This is a genomic window from Lutibacter sp. A80, assembly GCF_022429645.1.
Lineage (GTDB): Bacteria > Bacteroidota > Bacteroidia > Flavobacteriales > Flavobacteriaceae > Lutibacter.
The window spans coordinates 839,726-858,963 of sequence record NZ_CP092480.1; the positions used below are offsets into that span (position 1 = coordinate 839,726).

Annotated in this window: 16 protein-coding genes and 1 other RNA gene; 8 read left to right on the forward strand and 9 right to left on the reverse strand. The window is 27.6% G+C overall.

The features are described 5' to 3' along the window. The first annotated feature begins 31 nt into the window (after window positions 1-31). The 5 genes from MHL31_RS03685 (at window position 32) to MHL31_RS03705 (ending at window position 4,737) form a co-directional block, all read left to right on the forward strand. Window positions 32-709 (forward strand): response regulator transcription factor, encoded by a 678-nt coding sequence (locus MHL31_RS03685; RefSeq protein ID WP_240227731.1) that lies wholly within the window; start codon window positions 32-34, stop codon window positions 707-709. Then, entirely contained in the window at window positions 706-1,992 is a 1,287-nt protein-coding gene (locus MHL31_RS03690) for a HAMP domain-containing sensor histidine kinase (RefSeq protein WP_240227732.1), read from the forward strand. The genes MHL31_RS03685 and MHL31_RS03690 overlap by 4 nt, the downstream gene beginning before the upstream one ends. A gap of 64 nt (window positions 1,993-2,056) precedes the next feature. Next, the gene (locus MHL31_RS03695; protein WP_240227733.1) at window positions 2,057-2,488 is read left to right on the forward strand and encodes a PepSY-like domain-containing protein; all 432 of its coding nucleotides are present in this window, start codon (window positions 2,057-2,059) and stop codon (window positions 2,486-2,488) included. A 14-nt stretch (window positions 2,489-2,502) separates the two neighbouring features. Next, a complete protein-coding gene (locus tag MHL31_RS03700) occupies window positions 2,503-3,327 on the forward strand; it encodes a PepSY-like domain-containing protein (RefSeq protein ID WP_240227734.1) in 825 nt (274 codons plus the stop codon). Window positions 3,328-3,612: 285 nt separating this feature from the next. Next, entirely contained in the window at window positions 3,613-4,737 is a 1,125-nt protein-coding gene (locus MHL31_RS03705) for a PLP-dependent aspartate aminotransferase family protein (RefSeq protein ID WP_240227735.1), read from the forward strand. Window positions 4,738-4,744: 7 nt separating this feature from the next. On the opposite strand, the gene aroQ is transcribed toward MHL31_RS03705, so the two are convergent. Together aroQ and MHL31_RS03715 are read right to left on the reverse strand one after the other, a co-directional pair. Then, on the reverse strand, window positions 4,745-5,158 hold the full coding sequence (gene aroQ, locus MHL31_RS03710) for a type II 3-dehydroquinate dehydratase (RefSeq protein WP_240227736.1): 414 nt from the start codon (window positions 5,156-5,158) through the stop codon (window positions 4,745-4,747). An 85-nt stretch (window positions 5,159-5,243) separates the two neighbouring features. Next, window positions 5,244-5,807 (reverse strand): porin family protein, encoded by a 564-nt coding sequence (locus MHL31_RS03715; RefSeq protein WP_240227737.1) that lies wholly within the window; start codon window positions 5,805-5,807, stop codon window positions 5,244-5,246. A 99-nt stretch (window positions 5,808-5,906) separates the two neighbouring features. Between MHL31_RS03715 and xerD the strand changes: the two genes are divergently transcribed. Further along, entirely contained in the window at window positions 5,907-6,803 is an 897-nt protein-coding gene (gene xerD / locus MHL31_RS03720) for a site-specific tyrosine recombinase XerD (protein WP_240227738.1), read from the forward strand. Window positions 6,804-7,007: 204 nt separating this feature from the next. Here the strand turns inward: xerD and MHL31_RS03725 are convergent, their stop codons facing one another. The 5 genes from MHL31_RS03725 to MHL31_RS03745 all read right to left on the reverse strand — a co-directional run bounded on the left by MHL31_RS03725 (window position 7,008) and on the right by MHL31_RS03745 (window position 13,195). Continuing rightward, the gene (locus tag MHL31_RS03725) at window positions 7,008-10,475 is read right to left on the reverse strand and encodes a hypothetical protein (protein ID WP_240227739.1); all 3,468 of its coding nucleotides are present in this window, start codon (window positions 10,473-10,475) and stop codon (window positions 7,008-7,010) included. Window positions 10,476-10,813: 338 nt separating this feature from the next. After that, complete coding sequence (rny, locus tag MHL31_RS03730) at window positions 10,814-12,382, reverse strand: ribonuclease Y (protein ID WP_240227740.1); 1,569 nt, start codon at window positions 12,380-12,382, stop codon at window positions 10,814-10,816. A gap of 47 nt (window positions 12,383-12,429) precedes the next feature. Next, window positions 12,430-12,536, reverse strand: a non-coding RNA gene (ssrS, locus tag MHL31_RS03735) — 6S RNA. Between the two features lie 56 nt (window positions 12,537-12,592). Beyond that, on the reverse strand, window positions 12,593-12,889 hold the full coding sequence (locus MHL31_RS03740; RefSeq protein WP_240227741.1) for a cell division protein ZapA: 297 nt from the start codon (window positions 12,887-12,889) through the stop codon (window positions 12,593-12,595). A 15-nt stretch (window positions 12,890-12,904) separates the two neighbouring features. Beyond that, entirely contained in the window at window positions 12,905-13,195 is a 291-nt protein-coding gene (locus tag MHL31_RS03745) for a hypothetical protein (RefSeq protein ID WP_240227742.1), read from the reverse strand. Window positions 13,196-13,363: 168 nt separating this feature from the next. On the opposite strand from MHL31_RS03745, the gene MHL31_RS03750 reads away from it, so the two are divergent. Further along, the gene (locus tag MHL31_RS03750; protein WP_240227743.1) at window positions 13,364-15,079 is read left to right on the forward strand and encodes a M23 family metallopeptidase; all 1,716 of its coding nucleotides are present in this window, start codon (window positions 13,364-13,366) and stop codon (window positions 15,077-15,079) included. Between the two features lie 10 nt (window positions 15,080-15,089). Further along, a complete protein-coding gene (locus MHL31_RS03755) occupies window positions 15,090-17,540 on the forward strand; it encodes a carboxypeptidase-like regulatory domain-containing protein (RefSeq protein WP_371824135.1) in 2,451 nt (816 codons plus the stop codon). Window positions 17,541-17,542: 2 nt separating this feature from the next. Here the strand turns inward: MHL31_RS03755 and MHL31_RS03760 are convergent, their stop codons facing one another. Then, complete coding sequence (locus MHL31_RS03760) at window positions 17,543-17,773, reverse strand: hypothetical protein (RefSeq protein ID WP_240227745.1); 231 nt, start codon at window positions 17,771-17,773, stop codon at window positions 17,543-17,545. Then, a complete protein-coding gene (locus tag MHL31_RS03765) occupies window positions 17,760-19,118 on the reverse strand; it encodes an MATE family efflux transporter (protein WP_240227746.1) in 1,359 nt (452 codons plus the stop codon). Before MHL31_RS03765 ends, MHL31_RS03760 begins: the two co-directional genes overlap by 14 nt. Window positions 19,119-19,238: the final 120 nt, after the last annotated feature.

The following is a 19,238-nucleotide window of genomic DNA, read 5'->3' on the forward strand; positions in this document are numbered from 1 at the left end:
TCTTTCCAATTTTAAATATTATTTTTATCCTATGAAAATTTTAATAATTGAAGATGAATTAGAGTTGTGTAAAACAATAGCAACTTCCCTTCAAAAAGAATTGTATTTAGTAGAAACTGCAAGCAACTACGAGGAAGCATTTGAAAAAATTTCAATGTATGAATATGATTGTATTTTATTAGATATTATGCTACCTGATGGTAACGGATTAGACATACTTACTGAACTAAAAAAACTTGGAAAATCTGAAAATGTTATCATACTTTCAGCCAAAAATTCTATAGACGATAAAGTAAATGGATTGTCACTTGGCGCAGACGATTATTTAACCAAACCTTTTCATATTGCAGAATTAAATGCACGTATTAAAGCCGTTTTTAGAAGAAAAAACTTAAACGGTAAAAATACTATTGAACTTAAAAATACAGTTTTAAATCTGGATGAAAGAACACTCTTTGTCAACAATAACAACATTCATTTAAATAGAAAAGAGTTTGATATTTTAAAATATTTTTTATCAAACAAAAACCGTTTAATTACAAAAACAGCTTTAGCAGAATATGTTTGGGGAGATCATATAGATCAGGTAGATAATTTTGATTTTATCTATTATCAAATTAAAAATCTTAGAAAAAAATTAAACGAAGCACTATCTAATATTGAAATAGAATCCGTTTATGGTGTTGGATATAAACTTATTGAAAAATGAAACTTCTAAACCGCTCTTTATTATACCTTTCAGTTACCTTTTTAATTATTATTGGTGTATGGTCTGTTATCTTTTATTTCAATTTAAAAAATGAAATTAGAGACAGTATAGATGATGGTTTAGATAATAATAGAATTTTAATTATTAAAAAATTAGAGCAAGACACCTCACTCCTATCACAAAATGAATTTGGTGGAAATAACTTTGAAATTCATCCAACTTCAAAACAAATTGCATTAGAATTTAAAGATATTTATAAAGATACGTTAATGTATCGCATTAATGAAGACGACCTTGAACCAGTACGTATTCTACACTCTGCTTTTAAGCATAAAAACACTTATTATCACCTAAAAGTTATTTCTTCGTTAGTAGAAGAAGACGATTTAATTGAAGATTCTTTTTGGAGTGTTGTGTGGTTGTTTATAATTTTAATTGCTACTATATTTATTATTAACAATGTAATTATACGCAAAGTTTGGAATCCATTTTACGATATTTTAAATCGTTTAAAAGCCTATAGATTAGATAAAAACGAAGCTGTAATTAATGTAGAAACTAAAACCAAAGAGTTTATAGAATTACAAAATGCCTCAAATACATTAATTAAACATTCTAAAGATGTATTTTCTTCTCAAAAACAATTTACCGAAAATGCTTCACATGAACTACAAACACCTCTGGCTATTATTACCAATAAACTAGAACTTTTATTAGAATCAAAAAATCTTACAGATGCAGATGCACAAACCATAGCAGATGTTATTAATAGTACGCAAAAGTTAACACAACTTAATAAATCATTATTACTTTTAGCTAAAATTGAAAATAAACAATTTGCTAATACAACATCCGTTTCTGTAAACAGTACTGTAACCGATTTTATTTCTAGCTTTCAAGACTTTATCGATTTTAAAAATATAACAATTGAGATTGAAGAAAAAGCAACATTAATAGTAAATTTAAATGTGTCTTTATTAGAAATATTAATTACTAATTTAATAAAAAATGCTGTTTTTCATAACAAAAACAATGGAACAATAACCGTGATTATTTCTAATGATAAATTCACTATTTATAATACAGGAAATAATACTGCTTTAAACCCAAAAACAATTTTTAATCGCTTTCAAAAAGAAGCCTCAAGTACAAAAAGTACAGGAATTGGCTTGGCTGTTTGTAAAGCAATTTGCAAATTATACACAACACCTATCAACTATTCATATAGTAAAAATCAACATTGTTTTACAGTAAATTTTAAAAATATTATTTCTACAGATTAGATTCCAAAATCTTTCCAGAATCTACCAATATATTTGTTTTATAATTTAAAAAAATCATTATAAAATGAAATCAAAAATATATTTTTTAGCAATTGCATTATGCATATGCTCAACAATAGTTACGGCTCAAGACATACCGCAAAATCAAGTACCATCATTAGTAATTAATAATTTTAAAAAGAAATTTCCAAAAGCAAAAGACATTGAATGGGAATACAAAAAGAACAATTACAATGTTGAATTTGAAATTGGTTTATTTACTGATTTTGAAGCTTGGTATGATAATTCTGGAAAATTAATTAAATACTCTGAAGAAATTTCAAAAAGAAATTTACCTAAAATAATACAAGAAAACATCAAAAAAAATTATCAAAATTACCATATAGATAATATAGAAAAAGTTGTTGAAAATAATTCAATTATATACTATGTAGAAATTGAAAAAGGCAACAATGAAATAAACTTAAAATATTTAGAAAACGGAAAACTAATTTAATAAAATCTTAAAAAATGAAAATCTTAAAAATAACTATAATTACACTTTTTACAACTTTAATTGCTTGTAACAACGATGATGATAACGAAGTAAAATTATCTACTACCGAAATTCCGGTTACAATTACAGACTTTGTAGAAACACATTTTGCTTCTAACACAATTAATAACGTATATAAAGATATTGATACAAATGAAACTACATATGAAGTACATTTAAGTAATAATTTAGAATTAGAATTTAATAGTGACTTCGAAATTTTAAGTATTGATGGAGCTTCTAAATTACCAGATACTGTTATTCCAGAATCAATATTAACTTATATTACTGCAAATTATCCTAATAATTTTATAACTGACTGGGAACTTGAAACAAATTATCAAGAAATTGAATTAGACAATAATGTTGAGTTAGATTTTACACTTGAAGGAGAATTTATAAAAATTGATACAGATAAAAACAACGATGAGATAGTTTTAAATGAAACTGAATTTCCAACCAGTTTAAAAGATTATATTTCAACCTATTTCCCTTCAAATAATATTATCTCAGTAATTAAAGATACAGATGATAATCTAATAACTTATGAAGTTTATTTAAAAACCAATTTAGAATTAGAGTTTAATAGTGACTTTGAAATTATAAGTATTGATGGAACTTCTAAATTACCAGATGCTGTTATTCCAGAATCAATTTTAACTTATATTACTGCAAATTATCCTAATAATTTTATAACTGACTGGGAACTTGAAACAAATTATCAACAAATTGAACTAGACAATAATGTAGAGTTAGATTTTACGATTGAAGGAGAATTTATAAAAATTGATAACGATTAATTTATAGCTAGATTATACGTATAAAAATTAAGCTTCCAATTTAATTATTACAAAAGTTAATAATTAAATTGGAAGCTTTTTGTTTTATTTTCAAATAATTATTTAAATTAGATTTTTAATAAATCCTAAAACTCATAAACCAAATTAAGAAAAGCTATGAGCAGAGTCGCTTTGATTTAAAATTAAACCCCTCTACTTTTAAACCTTTAGTTACCCCCCTAAACCCATAGCTTTATTTCATAGTATTTATATATTTAGACACCAAATAATTTAATCGGTCACATAATGAAACCAAAATTTGAAACTTTAGCAATAAAAAGTACTGAAAACAACTTTTCAGAAGTTAAATCAGTGAGCATACCTATTTACCTATCAAGCACTTATAAAAGAAATGAAGATGGTACTTATAATAATGATTTTGTTTACTCTAGAAATGATAATCCAAATAGACAAATTATTGAAAAAAGTATTGCTAAATTAGAAAATGCAACTTATGGATTCGCTTTTTCATCAGGAATGGCAGCTGTTAGCACTATTTTACAAAGTTTAAAAACAGGTGATCACGTATTATTACCCGATGATATTTATTTTACAATAAAAAATTTATTTAAAGAAGTTTTTACATCTTGGGGTTTAAGTTACAATCAAATTGATATGAGTAATTTAGAAACCATTAAAACTGCAATAAAACCAAATACTGCTTTAATTTGGGTTGAAACACCATCAAATCCACAATTAAAATTAAGTGATATAAAAGCAATTTCAGAAATTGCACATAAAAATAACGCTTTATGTGTTGTAGATAACACTTGGTTAACTCCAGTTTTTCAAACTCCATTAAATTTAGGAGCAGATATTGTAATTCATTCTACAACAAAATATTTTGGAGGACATAGCGATGTTTTAGGTGGTACTGTTGTTTTAAATGATGAAAAAATTGCCTCAAAAATTAAATCTATCCAACAATTAAATGGTGCTGTGCCTGCTCCTTTTGACTGCTGGTTAATTGGTAGAGGAATACAAACCTTACACTTACGTGTTACTAAACAAAGTGAAAATGCACATAAATTGGCTGTTTTTTTAGAAAATCATCCAAAAATTGAACAGGTAAATTACCCTGGACTAAAAAGTCACCCACAACATAATTTAGCCGTAAAACAACAAAACAAAGGTTTTGGAGCAATGCTATCTATACTAATTAAAGGAACTGAGAAAGAAGTATTTAAAATTTCAACAAAATTAAAATATTTTACTTCAGCAACAAGTCTTGGTGGTGTTGAAAGTCTTGTAGAGCATAGAAAATCTGTTGAAGGCCCTGATAGTTCAACACCTAGCAATTTAATTAGAATTTCTGTTGGAATAGAGCATATAGACGATTTAATAGCTGATTGGGAACAAGCATTAAATTAATCGATTTTTATAAAAAACTCTGTATTGCCAAATCATAACTTTTTAAACCAAAACCAGCAATTACACCTTTTGCGTTTGGCGCTATAAACGAAATATGTCTAAAATCTTCTCTAGAATGTACATTTGAAATATGCACTTCAATAACAGGAGTTTCTATACCTTTTATGGCGTCGCCTATTGCAACAGATGTGTGTGTGTAAGCACCTGCATTTAAAATAACACCGTCAAAACTAAAACCTACTTCGTGTAATTTATCGATTAATTCACCTTCAATATTACTTTGGAAATAATGTAAATCAACTGTTGGAAAATTATTTTTTAAACTTTTAAAATAGGATTCAAAAGTTAAACTTCCATAAATTTCTGGCTCACGTTTTCCTAATAAATTAAGGTTTGGACCATTTAAAATTAATATTTTCATAAGTAGTTTTGCTATAAATAAATTGAAGATTACACTTCTTACATCAAATTTAAAAATTATTATCTAATTGAAGAATTTAACTAAATTAATTATCAAATTTATAGGTCAAACCTATTTGAATAAAATTTAATTTAGTGTTTTGATGATTGCCTCTATCAATATAATTAGAAACTGCTAAATTATAACGTGCATCAATTGCAAATTCATTTGAAATTATAAAACCAACACCTGCAATTGCGGATAAAATAAACTTTTTATATGATTTATCTTTATTAATATCAATTCCATATACCGACAATAAAAACTGAGATTCTGGACCTCCGTAGAGTTCAAATCTATTTCCTAATTTATATTTTAAAAGTATTGGTATATGTAGTAATCCAATATTTTCATCATATTCATTTTTGTTTGATGAATAGTATACTTCTGGTTGAATAGAAAAGTTTACACTCCTTCTAAACTCCATAAAAGCACCTAAATAAAACCCATTTTTATTTAAATGAGTTACACCATCATCGCTAAGCTTATCCCTAATATCAACAAAATTAATTCCTGCTTTTAATCCGAATTCATTTAAACTTTGTGCTTTTCCAGAATTAAAATTCAGAATAAAAATTAAAATAAAAATACTTAAACTAAAATTTTTCATAAACTAAAATTTAAAGCAACTAATATACTTATTTTATATGTAAAGTCTAATTTTAAAATTATTTTAAAATCAACTTTTTAAAATACTTATCTTTACAAAATGAAATGGAATAGTACATTAACAGACTATATTAGCTATTTAAAAATTGAAAAAGGCTTAGCAAAAAATTCAATTGAAAGTTATGCACGTGATGTAAAAAAATTAATTTCCTTTTTAGAAGAAAACGAATTAATATATTCACCTATAAATATACATCAAGACTGTATTCAAGAATTTATTTACACTAGTTCTAAAACTATAAATGCACGTTCACAAGCACGATTAATATCTGGTATTAGAAATTTTTTCAATTATTTAATTTTTGAAGAATATAGAAAAGATAATCCTACAGATTTAATTGAAACTCCTAAAATTGGCTTAAAATTACCCGATACTTTATCTATAGAAGATATTGATAAATTAATACAAGCAATAGATTTAAGTAAACCCCAAGGCGAACGCAACAGAACTATAATTGAAACGCTTTATAGTTGTGGCTTAAGGGTTTCTGAATTGGTTGAATTACAACTTTCAGATTTATTTTTTGATGAAGGTTTTATTCGGGTTTTAGGAAAAGGTAATAAACAACGTTTTGTTCCAATAAATATTCAAACTCAAAAATATATAACCAATTATATTAATGATATTAGAGTTCATATAAATGTAAAAAAAGGCTTTGAAGATACCGTATTTTTAAACAGAAGAGGAAAAAAATTAACACGTGTAATGATTTTTACCATTGTTAAAAATTTAGCCATTAAAATAGATTTAAAAAAGAAAATAAGTCCGCATACTTTTAGACATTCTTTTGCCACTCACCTATTAGAACGCGGAGCTGATTTAAGAGCTATTCAACAAATGTTAGGACACGAAAGTATAACTACTACAGAAATTTATATGCATTTAGATAAAAGCTTTTTAAAAGAAGTTGTTAATACATTTCATCCGAGAAAGTAAGGTTTACGTTAACCTAAACTTATTTCAAGCTCTAAAATTTACTGATTATCAGATTAATGAGATACTGAATAAAGTTCAGTATAACGGTTTTTAATTACCTTTTTAAACAATTCTAATTATTATTTCAATTAAAAAATGAGCATTAATCTTAATTTATAAAGCAAAACCTAACAGATTTTTAAAAACCTGTTAGGTTAATAATTATTATTTTCTGTATAAAGGATCTGCTCCAATTGTACCTTTTAAAGATTCTATGTATGTTTCTGAACTTGCTTCTTCAAACAACACTTTTACTTTCGCTAATTTAGTTAACAAATCTAATTCAGTAACAATATCTATATTGTTAGGATTTGCAATAAACGTTTCTAAATATGTAAGTTGTTTTTTATAAAAAGTAATATCTTTTTGTTGTTTAATTATTAAACGTTCTTTATACCAATCACTATTTAAAATAGCTTCTCTATCAAAATAAGCTCTTAATTCAGGATTGCTAATATCTTTTCCTTCAAATTCACCATAAGCCATAATATGCAATAATATTTTTAAAGGTGGAATCGCCGCATCAACACTTCCATCTTCAAAATAACGAAGTGCTACTTTTTGTTGCGCTTCAACAATATTATTTATTCCATCAACAAAATCTTCTAAACCTTGTAATTCTGGTTTTAACATTTTTTTGTTAAATACTGCGTTTGGTTCATCGAACAAACGGTTTAAACAACGCAATGAAAAAGTGCTTGTAATTCTATATCCTAAACGACTTGCTAAAACTTTTTTCCCTTCGTATTCAAAATCTTCTAATTTTTCTAATGAACCGTTTTCAATTAATTTTTTAGGATCTCTATCATTAGGTTCTAAACGTGCCCAAATCTCAGGAATTAGTAAACTAATATCGTGATCTACTTTATTGTCTCCACCAACATAACCAGCAGCTGTACTAAATGCATTAGATTCTGTTAAAATATGTGATAACAACGCATTGTTTAAATCGGTTGTTGGAGTTAACATATTAAAAGGTCCTTTGGTTAAAGCTCCTTCTGAACCAGCTCCTGTTGTAGATGGTGATTTTCCTGTAAGACTACAAATAAAATCCATAAACATTTCTGGAGCTTCTTGGTAATGAATTGGATTGTAAACAGCTAACGGACGAATACCTGCTTCTCTTTCGGCTGGATTATTTCTTCTCCCTGGCAATACGGCGTTTACAACGTTAATAACTGGATCTTCAGATTTAATTTTTCTGCACAAACGCACACCAATATCACCCAAGTAACTAGCTTCAGTTTCATTAATAAAAATATTACGTTCTAAATATCGTGGATTTTTAGTAGGTTCTCCATTTACAATACGTGTATGCGATGGTAATGAAAAATATTCCTCTTCGTTTGGACTGTTAACAATACTTAAAATTAAATCTTTAACAGGCTGTGTATATTTATCAAAATTAATAGTGTCTTCATAAATTTCTATAGCATCTTTTTTAGTTAACAACTCGTAATTTGTTAAGAAAACATTGTTAGAAACTAAATCGCGTTCTGCACCTTCATCGTACCCTCTAACTATTGCTTCATCTGGTCTTTGGAATAGATGACTTTCACAATTGGCAACAACTTTTAAACTTTTATTATCAAATTCTGGGTTAAGATTTTTAAAATATTGTCTAGGTAATGTTATTGAAGCTGAAATATCATCTTCCAATTGAATTTTTTGACTTGCAGAGAAATCAGATCTTAATTTATTTAACAACCATTGTCCTTCTTGATTAAATCCAATACGCACATAACTTCCAACAACATCGGTATTAAAATATTTTAAAGCAGTACCTTTTTGTCCGTTCACAATTTCAACAGACATACAGTCTTTCCAATTCAAAGATTCGTGATCTTGACGGTACAAACGCTTTACAAATAATACTAAAGATCTAATATGCACAGGAATATTGCTGACAAATTCATTAAATTCATCTGAATTTTTTGATGATGGTGTTAATAATTTTACAGCTGAACCTAAAGTTCTTCCTTTATCTAAAAATGATCTAGAAGGTGGTAAGGTTGGATCGTAATTTTTCCATCGTTTTGAATAATCGTATTCAATAACTTCATCTGCTTTTTTAAAATCTTCATCAATATCAATAATATTAAATGAACTATACGTAATAGCATTTAACATAGACTTTGAAATTTCAGATTTTCCACCACCTGAAACTGTACAAGGCTTGTGACAAAATATACCTTCTGGAGCTGTATTTACAATTCTCCATAAAGAAATTGCTTTATGTTTTTCTAATTTAAATTTATTTCCTGTTGGGTGAATGTATGTTTTTAGTGGAGATAAAATTATTTTTTGTTCCTTATTATTATAATCCCAAGTAATGCTATTTGTATTGGTGTTTATATATGCATTTTCAGGAATGTAAACTAAATTTGGGTATTTTTTATCTACTGCATAATTTGCTTCATTAATTTCAATTCTATCACCTAATAATTCTTTTACATCTTTAAAAGTAAAACGATTACCATATTTTTTAGAAAAAGCTGCACCATCAACAATATCTCCCATTACACCTCTTGGAAATGCAATTGCACCACCTGAATGCTCTTCTTCTACTAAACCAAATAAATTAGCTGAATAACTAATTTGTGTTTTAATTTCTTTTTTAGAATATCCAAAATAATTATCTGCAATTAGCGTTACTACCACGCCTCTATCATCTCTACAAGTAATTTTAAATGCTCCACCATTGTTATACAACTCATCTTCGTTTTTCCAGCACATTCCGTCATTTCTTTGACGTTCTGTTGCATTATCCCAATGTGGCAGGCCAACATCTTTTTTCTTTAAGGTTTTTAATTGAGGTGCTAAAACAACACAACCTGTATGTCCTGTCCAATGTTCCGGATCTAAGGCAGCATCATTATGTGCTAAATTTGGATCTCCTGCATTACCAAAAATAGATTCCACAAAATCTAAATTACTCACTAAACTTCCTGGCGCAAAAAAGCGAACTTCCATACTTTTCTCTGAAATTACACCTTTAACTTCCGGACAAACAACTGGACGTAATAATAAAGATACTATTACTTTGGCTTTATTTTCTTGATTTGCTGTAAATGGTAATGTTTTTAATTCTTCAGAAGGATTAAACGCAGCATTTAAAAAATGAGCAAAAGTTACTTTTGGCACTTCAAACTTATCTAAAGGTACTGGTAAATCTCCTTCTACAATATGAAAAGTACCTTTTGTGGTTCTTTTATCGTTAATAGGATTATTTAAAATTCCTTGTTTTATTCTATATGAAGTAATATTTTCACTTACAAAAGAAGTCCCATTAGGTGGTAAACTTATTTCTCTTGCGTGCCCTTTTTGATTTAAAACCAATGTGTCATTTGGAATTAATTCCTTTTTGTAGAATTTAATATCCTTCAAATAATCATTTAAAAAATGTTGAATTCTTGTGTCTGCTGGTGAAAGATATTGAGAAAGTAATCTTGATTTTTCTCTAAAACCCTTTGTAAATGCACCAGTTAATTGTTGAAGCTTTAGATTACAAAATTTTTCTTTAGCATTAGCATCATCTTGAAAAAGCGGTTGACCTAAAGACGCTAATTGTAGATTAATATACTGTACTGTGTCTTTTCTAATTTGGCTAATTTTACCCTGATTTAAACTCATTTTTTAGTGTGTTATTCTTGTTCTTAAAAGCTATTTTTTTATTAAAATAACTGAAAAAATTATTATTTAGACAGTTTTAAAAATTGGTTAACCAATTTTATTTTTCTAAAATTAAGAATAAAATGTGATATATAAACTACAAAATATTGATAATTAACAATTAATTGAATTATTAGTAAAATTTTAAATTATGCTTATATAAAATTAAAGATTAGTTTAAAAAAAGAAACATACTACTACATTAGTATAAAAACTACATAAAGAATTTTAAAATTATAAATAAAAAAAATCCCGTAAATACGGGATTTTTTGTCTTATATATGTAGTTAATAAATAACTTATTTGGCTATATTCACTGCTCTTGTTTCTCTAATAACAGTTACTCTAACTTGACCTGGATATGTCATATCATTTTGAATTTTTTGCGAAATAGTAAATGATAATTCAGATGCTTTAGCGTCATTTACTTTTTCACTTTCTACAATAACACGCAATTCTCTACCAGCTTGTATTGCATAAGCTTTTTGCACACCTGTAAAACCAAAAGCAATATCTTCTAGATCTTTTAAACGTTGAATGTATGAATCTAATACCTGACGGCGAGCACCTGGTCTGGCACCTGAAATTGCATCACAAACTTGTACAATTGGTGCTATTAACGATTTCATTTCAATTTCATCGTGGTGTGCTCCAATAGCATTACAAATTTCTGGGTTTTCATTATATTTTTGTGCCCATTCCATACCTAATAAAGCATGTGGTAAATCACTTTCAGTTTCTGGAACTTTACCTATATCGTGTAATAATCCGGCTCTTTTAGCTAGTTTAGCATTTAAACCTAGTTCTGCAGCCATTAATCCACAAAGATTTGCTACCTCTCTAGAGTGTTGTAATAAATTTTGACCATAAGAAGAACGGTATTTCATTCTACCAATAGTTTTAATAAGTTCAGGATGTAAACCGTGAATTCCTAAATCTATAACAGTACGTTTACCAACTTCAATAATTTCTTGTTGTAATTGTTTTTCAGTTTTCTTAACAATTTCTTCTATACGTGCAGGATGAATTCTACCATCAGTTACTAATTTATGTAAAGATAAACGAGCTATTTCTCTACGAACAGGATCAAAACAAGATAATATAATTGCTTCTGGAGTATCATCTACAATTATCTCTACTCCTGTTGCTGATTCTAATGCACGGATATTTCTACCTTCACGACCAATAATTCTACCTTTAACATCATCTGATTCTATATTAAATACAGAAACACAATTTTCAACAGTTTGTTCTACTCCAACACGCTGAATAGTATTTAAAATTACTTTACGAGCTTCTTGTTGTGCGGTTAATTTTGCTTCTTCAATGGTATCTTGTATATGCGCCATTGCATCAGATCTAGCTTGATCTTTTAAAGAACTTACCAATTCTTTTTTAGCATCTTCTGCAGATAAACCAGAAATTACTTCTAAGTTTTCAACTTGCTTTCTATGTAATTTCTCTACTTCTTCAGTTCTTCGTTCTAAAAAGTCAATTTTTTTATTATAATCGTCTATTTTAGACTTTACTTCAATATTTAATTTTTTATTTTTATCAAGTACTTGAGAAACTTGAGATTCTTTGTCTCTTACTCTTTTCTCTGTTTCAGCAATTTTTTTATCACGACCAATAATTACTTTTTCGTGTTCAGATTTTAGTTCAATAAATTTTTCTTTTGCTTGAAGTATTTTATCTTTTTTAATAGCAGCTGCTTCAATCTGAGCTTCTCTAATTATAGAGGTTGCTTCTTTCTTTGTATTTCTTAAAATTTTAGTTGCTTTCTTTTTTTCAAGCGATTTTGCAATTACATAACCTATTGCTAATCCTATTGCTATGCCAATTACAATTGACACTATATATTCTACCATATTTCAAATTTATATATAAAAAAACCTACACTAGTTGGGTTTTTATTAAACTCCTAAAAAACAAGTTTAGAGCTAACTAACTGGTCGAGGATCCGTTCTAGACGGCTTGCTCTAATAGTATAGACTCACTCTTCATAAAAATGTGACGTTGAGTTTAACAAACAATAACTAATGTAGGCAGTATTATTAATTAATATTATTTTAAAGAACTTATTTGTTTAAATGTTCATCTATTAAAACATTCAATTTATTTATTTTTTCTATTGCTTCTGTCATATCTTCTTCCTTATTAATAGCTTTTATTTCAATTAATGAAGCAAACTGTAAAGCACACATTGCTAAAACATCTTGTTTATCACTAACTGCATAATTTTTTTCAAAATTACTCACTAATTCATTAATTTTTGTTGCCGCCTTACGCATTCCTTGTTCCTCGTTAGCGTTTTTAACTCTTAGAGGATATACTCTACCTGCAACTGTAACTTTAATTTTTAGTGTTTCTGCCATTTATTTTGAAAGATCTTATTCGCTTAATTGAGCGATACATGTATCAATTTCACGAATTAAAGCATTTATTTTCAATTTAGTATTTCTACTATTCTCTTTACTGCCTTCTATAGTTTTAGCTATTTTTAATGTTTGATATTTATTTTCAATATCTTCATTAACTTGCTTTTCTTTAGCTATTTGATGTTCTAAATCTGCTATTTTATTATATAAAACCTCATTTTCTTCTTTCAAAAAATTATAATTTTCTAAAAGAATGTTAAGTTTTCTTTCAAATAAATTAACAACTTCATTTAAATTACTCATATATAACTATAGAATGTAAACTATAAGTACAAAGTTAGTGTTAGTATGCCAATATTACAACTGTTTTTTTTGCATTTTGTAAAAAACTTACAATATTTATTAATAATTCATTGAATTTTTAGACTTTACAAAAAATAATATTTAGTATTTTAGCCTAAAATAATAAATGTGAAAAAAGCAATTTTAATACTATTTTTATGCATCTATGGCTCTAGTTTTAGCCAAGGAAATGCTAATTCTAAAGATAATTATCCTGTAAATTATTTTAGTAACCCTCTTAAAATACCAATGGTTTTATCTGGAACTTTTGGAGAATTAAGGAGCAACCATTTTCATGCTGGTTTAGATATTAAAACCTTAGGAAAAGAAGGTTTAGATGTTTATGCACCTGCAGATGGCTATGTTTCTAGAATTAAAGTTTCACACTGGGGTTATGGAAAAGCGCTTTATATAACCCATCCAAATGGCTATACAACTGTATATGCTCATTTAAAAAAATTCGGTAAAAAAATTGAAGATTACGTAAAAAGACAACAATATAAAAAGAAGAGTTTTGAAATACAATTATTCCCTTCTGCTGCTGCTTTACCTATTTCTAAAAATGAAATTATAGCATATTCGGGTAATACTGGTGGATCAGGTGGACCACATTTACATTTTGAAATAAGAGACTCCAAAACCGAAAAACCTATAAATCCAATGTTGTTTGGTATTGAAATTAACGATACTAAAAAACCAAGGATTAATACCTTAATTGGTTACTCTTTAAGTGAAAATTCTCACATTAATAAAATTTCTAAACCAATACAAATAGCTTTAGTAAAACAAAATAATGGGGATTTATTATCTAAAAAAATAAAAGCTTTTGGAACTATAGGCTTTGGAATAAATGCCTACGATCAATTAGATGGAGCATACAACAAAAACGGATTGTATAGCTTGTCTTTAAATGTTAACGGAAAAAAAGTGCATGAATTTAACGCCAAATCTTTTTCATTTTACGAAAGCAAGTATATAAACTTGCTAATTGATTATGAACGTTTTAATACTTTAAAACAACGTATTCAAAAATGCTTTATTGAACCTGCAAATAAATTAAGTGTGTATACAAACACAAATAGCAATGGCTACATAACTATTAAAGATGGAATGGACTATACTGTTGAAATTATTGCAAAAGATTTTAAAGGCAATAGTCAAAAAATTACAATTCCTATTACAGGTAGTAACGATACTATTTTAGTAAAAGAAAAAATTAAAAAAACTCCTTATAAAATTAAACGTTCTATTTTTAATGTTTTTAAAAAAGATGGAATTACCGTTGCTTTTCCTAAGTATACTTTTTATAACGATTTTTATTTAGATTTTGAAGTGCAACAAGATTCTATTGTAAAAGTACATACTCCTACAATACCTTTAGACAAAAAATACACCTTAACTTTTGATGTTTCAAAATATACTGAAAGTCAAAAAAAACAGCTTTACATAGCTTCAATTGATACTAGAGGAAGAACCGATTATGAAACTACTGTTAAAAAGAGTACTACTTTTTACACTTCAACTAAAAGTTTAGGAAATTTCACATTATTAACTGATAATAAGAAACCTAAAGTCTCTTTAGTTAATTTTAAAAATGAACAATGGATAACAAATTATAACGAATTAAAGATAAAAATTATAGATAATGAATCTGGTATAAAATCTTATAGAGGAGAAATTGATGGAGAATGGATTTTATTAGAATACGATCCGAAAACAAATTTATTAGTTTATAATTTAAACGATAAAAGTTTTACCACAGCCCAACACAATCTTAAAATAACAGTAACAGATAATGTTGGAAACAGTACCACTTTAAATGCTACCTTCTTTAGAAAAAAATAAGTATCATCATTTGAAAAATTATATATTACTATTCTTTTTAGTATTTGCATCAGTTACTTTAACTGCCCAAAAAGCAACAATTAAAGGTACTGTAAAAAACACTTCAAAAACTCCTATTGAAGGTGTTTCAATTACGTATGCAAATTACGGAACAACTACAAATAATGATGGAGAATATTTATTACAAATACCTGCTGAAAAAGAAATTGTAATTAAATTTAGTCATGTTTCTTATAAAACATTTATAAAAAAAGTTACAATTCCACAAAACAGAACATTCCGTTTCTCCCCTACTTTAACTATCCAAATTGAAGAAATTAATGAAATACTTGTTGAAGATCGAAAAAAAGATGCACAAGGAACTTTAAATATAAATACCGAAACTGTTGCAAAAATTCCAGGTGCAAATGAAGGTGTAGAAAATATTTTAATGACACTTCCTGGAGTTAACAATAATAATGAACTTAGCACACAGTATAATGTAAGAGGTGGAAATTTTGATGAAAACTTAATTTATATTAATGGCATAGAAGTTTATAGACCTTTTCTTGTAAGGTCTGGTCAGCAAGAAGGCTTAAGCTTTGTAAACAGTGCTATGGTTCAAAATGTAAATTTTTCTGCAGGCGGTTTTCAAGCTAAATATGGAGATAAATTAGCATCGGTATTAGATATAACATATAGAACTCCAACAGAATTTAGCGCAAATATAAATGCAAGCCTTTTAGGTGGAAGTATAACTGCCGAAGGTATTTCTTCTAATAAAAAACTAAGCGCTTTAATTGGTGTTCGCTATAGAAACAACAGTTTATTTATCAACAGTAAAGATATAGAAACTAACGCGGAACCTAATTTTACAGATGTTCAAGCTTTTTTATCTTATGTTATAAATCCTAAATTAAAAATAGATTTCTTAGGAAATTATGCACTCAATAATTACAAATATATTCCTAAAACCAGAAGAACTAAATTTGGAACAATTTCAGACCCTCAAGAGTTAATTGTGTATTACGACGGACAAGAAAAGGACAAATTTAAAACTGTTTTTGGTGCCTTAAAAGGAAGTTACAAAGTAAACGATAATTTAAACCTTTCACTAACAACATCTGCTTATCATACCATAGAAGAAGAATATTACGATATTTTAGCAAGTTATAATATTGGAGAAGTAAACAACGATTTTGGCTCTGAAGATTTTGGTGAAGTTGAATTTTATGAAGGGATCGGTTCTCAATTAAATCACGCTAGAAACACAATAGATGCACTTATTAATAATGCAGAACTTAAAGCAACCTATAAAAAAAACAATCATTTATTTGAAGTAGGTATTAAATATCAATATGAAGATATAAAAGATCGCATTAAAGAATGGGAAGTTGTAGATTCTTTAGGTTTTAATGTACCACCACCAGATTTCACAACTAACAATCAACCTTACGAACCTTTTTCTGGCGAAATAACACCTTATCAAAGTATTGATTCACAAAATCATATAAAAATTGACAGACTAGTTTGGTTTGCACAATACAGCAAAAACAGTAATTGGGACAACCATAAAATATGGTATAATTTGGGAGTTCGTTCTCATAATTGGAATGTTAATGGCGAAAATCTTGAAACTTCAAATCAAATAATTTATAGTGTTAGAGGTCAGTTTGCAATAAAACCTGATTGGCAAAAAGATATGCTTTTTAGAATTGCAGGAGGAATGTATAACCAACCTCCATTTTATAAAGAATTAAGAGATTATAATGGTGTAGTTAATACAGCTGTAAAAACACAAAAATCGGTGCAAGTGGTTTTAGGTAATGATTATAGTTTTAAACTCTGGAACAGGCCTTTTAAATTTATTTCAGAAATCTATTATAAAAACTTAACCAATGTAAACACTTATACCGTAGATAATGTTAAAATTAGATATAGTGCCAACAATAATGCAACTGCGTATGCTACAGGTGTAGATCTAAGATTAAATGGTGAATTTGTTCCTGGAACCGAAAGTTGGGTAAGCATTGGTTTATTAAAAACTGAAGAAAATTATAACAATCAAGGTTATATTGCTCGCCCTACAGACCAAAGGTTTAAATTCGGAATGTTATTTCAAGATTATGTTCCAAATATCCCTAAAATTAGAATGTATTTAAATTTAGTTTTCAATTCAGGTCTACCAGGTGGTAGCCCTTCTTATGCAAATCCTTACGAATATCAAAATAGACTAAACGCATATAAAAGAGCCGATATTGGAATTTCATATGTTTTTGCAGATGCTAATAATGTACATACATCTGGTAAGTTAAAAAACATTAAAGAATTTGCACTAGGATTTGAAATATTTAACATGTTCGATGTGCAAAATTCAATTACCAATACTTGGGTTAGAGATGTTTATTCTAAGCAATTTTATGGCATTCCAAACTATATGACACCAAGAGTATTAAATATTAAAATGAATCTGAAATTTTAATATTATTCCGCTTCGTAGCGTTTCATTTCTCTATCATAAAATTCACTTGATTGATCAATAAGTGTAGCTACTTGAAGTTCTAACTCTTCTCTATCAGTCCCTTCAAAATCTTCCAACCATTCAATCTCATCATCAATTAGATTTATTATGAATCTCGGAAATTCTGTATGAATTACAAAAATATCATTTGAACAATCTGTATTATCTCCCATTAAAAATTTAGGTAATTCCATTTTTTTCTTGAATTAATTTATTTGTTAAATAATTAAACCTTATAAATAATAATAAAGCTGAAAACGTAAGACCAACTAAAAGTCCTATCCATATTCCAAATGTACCAAAACCAGCTTTAGTTCCAAAATAATAACTTATTGGAAAACCTATAATCCAATACGCTACAAATGTTAATGCTGAAGGTATATTTACATCTTGCAAACCTCTTAAAGCTCCTAAAATTACAGCCTGAAGGCCATCGGACAATTGAAAAAGACCTGCAATTATTAATAATGTTGATGCTATTTTAATTACTTCTTTATTGTCTGTAAAAATTAATGGTAAATAATCTTTAAACACCATAAATCCAACAGAGAAGGTTGCCATTAAAATTAAAATCATTAAAAAATTAGAAAAAGCAATACGCCTTAATTCTTTATAATTTTTTAAACCTTTCTGATTTCCAACTCTAATAGTTGCTGCTACTCCTACTCCAACGGCAACCATAAATGTTGAGGATGATAATTTTAACGCAATTTGATTTGCTGCTTGTGGAAATGCACCTAAAGTTCCTGCTAATAAGACTGAAGATGTAAATAAACCAACTTCAAAAAGCATTTGTAAAGCAGATGGAAAACCTAATTTTAATATTTTTAAAAAACGTTCTTTATTTAGCTCTTCAAATTTTAATCTTTTCAAATAAATTGCAAACTTGTCTTTTTTAGCAATCATAAAATATATAAAAAACACCATTACAAATCTGGATATTAGTGTTCCTAAAGCAGCGCCTACCAATTCTAAGCGCGGAAAAATCCAAAATCCATAAATTAATGTAAAGTTTAAAATAACATTTACAACATTTGTTAAAATTGTTGCCCACATGGCATATTTAGTTTGAGACAATCCGTCTGCAAACTGTTTAAAGCCTTGAAAAAGCATTAAAGGAATCATAGAAAAAGCAACAATTTCATAGTAAGGAATTGCTAACACTACAACTTCTTCTGGTTGATCTAAATGGTATAATATTGGTTTCAAAAATAGCAATCCAATAAACATAACAAGCCCAATAATAGCTGTTAAAATAATACCGTGTTGAAAAATACTTCTACCTTTTTCTTTATCTCCTTCTCCATCAGACTCAGCAATTAATGGAGTAATTGCAAAAGAAAAACCTAAACCTACGGAAAGAGTAATAAAAAAAATACTATTTCCTAAAGAAGTAGCTGCAAGTTCAACTGCACCTAATCTTCCAACCATTATATCATCAATTAGCCCAACTAATAAATGCCCTAAAGAGCCCATCATTACTGGAGTAGCTAACTTTATATTGTTTTTAAATTCTGATGTGTATTTTGCTAATTTCAATTAAAATATTTTAGGCTGCGAATATACAAGATTTTATATATCTATTTCTCTCTAAAGTTTAGTTATCTTTAAAATTTAAATTCATTAAAAATTCACAAATTAATTCGTATATTTTAGTTT

Excerpts from the sequence above, each read along its gene's own strand:
- MHL31_RS03725 (WP_240227739.1), bottom strand. The coding sequence starts at position 10,475 with ATGAGTTTAAATCAGGGTAAAATTAGCCAAATTAGAAAAGACACAGTA.
- MHL31_RS03690 (WP_240227732.1), top strand. The coding sequence starts at position 706 with ATGAAACTTCTAAACCGCTCTTTATTATACCTTTCAGTTACCTTTTTA.
- MHL31_RS03695 (WP_240227733.1), top strand. The coding sequence starts at position 2,057 with ATGAAATCAAAAATATATTTTTTAGCAATTGCATTATGCATATGCTCA.
- MHL31_RS03715 (WP_240227737.1), bottom strand. The coding sequence starts at position 5,807 with ATGAAAAATTTTAGTTTAAGTATTTTTATTTTAATTTTTATTCTGAAT.
- MHL31_RS03740 (WP_240227741.1), bottom strand. The coding sequence starts at position 12,889 with ATGGCAGAAACACTAAAAATTAAAGTTACAGTTGCAGGTAGAGTATAT.
- MHL31_RS03700 (WP_240227734.1), top strand. The coding sequence starts at position 2,503 with ATGAAAATCTTAAAAATAACTATAATTACACTTTTTACAACTTTAATT.
- MHL31_RS03705 (WP_240227735.1), top strand. The coding sequence starts at position 3,613 with ATGAAACCAAAATTTGAAACTTTAGCAATAAAAAGTACTGAAAACAAC.
- xerD (WP_240227738.1), top strand. The coding sequence starts at position 5,907 with ATGAAATGGAATAGTACATTAACAGACTATATTAGCTATTTAAAAATT.
- MHL31_RS03685 (WP_240227731.1), top strand. The coding sequence starts at position 32 with ATGAAAATTTTAATAATTGAAGATGAATTAGAGTTGTGTAAAACAATA.
- MHL31_RS03760 (WP_240227745.1), bottom strand. The coding sequence starts at position 17,773 with ATGGAATTACCTAAATTTTTAATGGGAGATAATACAGATTGTTCAAAT.
- MHL31_RS03745 (WP_240227742.1), bottom strand. The coding sequence starts at position 13,195 with ATGAGTAATTTAAATGAAGTTGTTAATTTATTTGAAAGAAAACTTAAC.
- rny (WP_240227740.1), bottom strand. The coding sequence starts at position 12,382 with ATGGTAGAATATATAGTGTCAATTGTAATTGGCATAGCAATAGGATTA.
- aroQ (WP_240227736.1), bottom strand. The coding sequence starts at position 5,158 with ATGAAAATATTAATTTTAAATGGTCCAAACCTTAATTTATTAGGAAAA.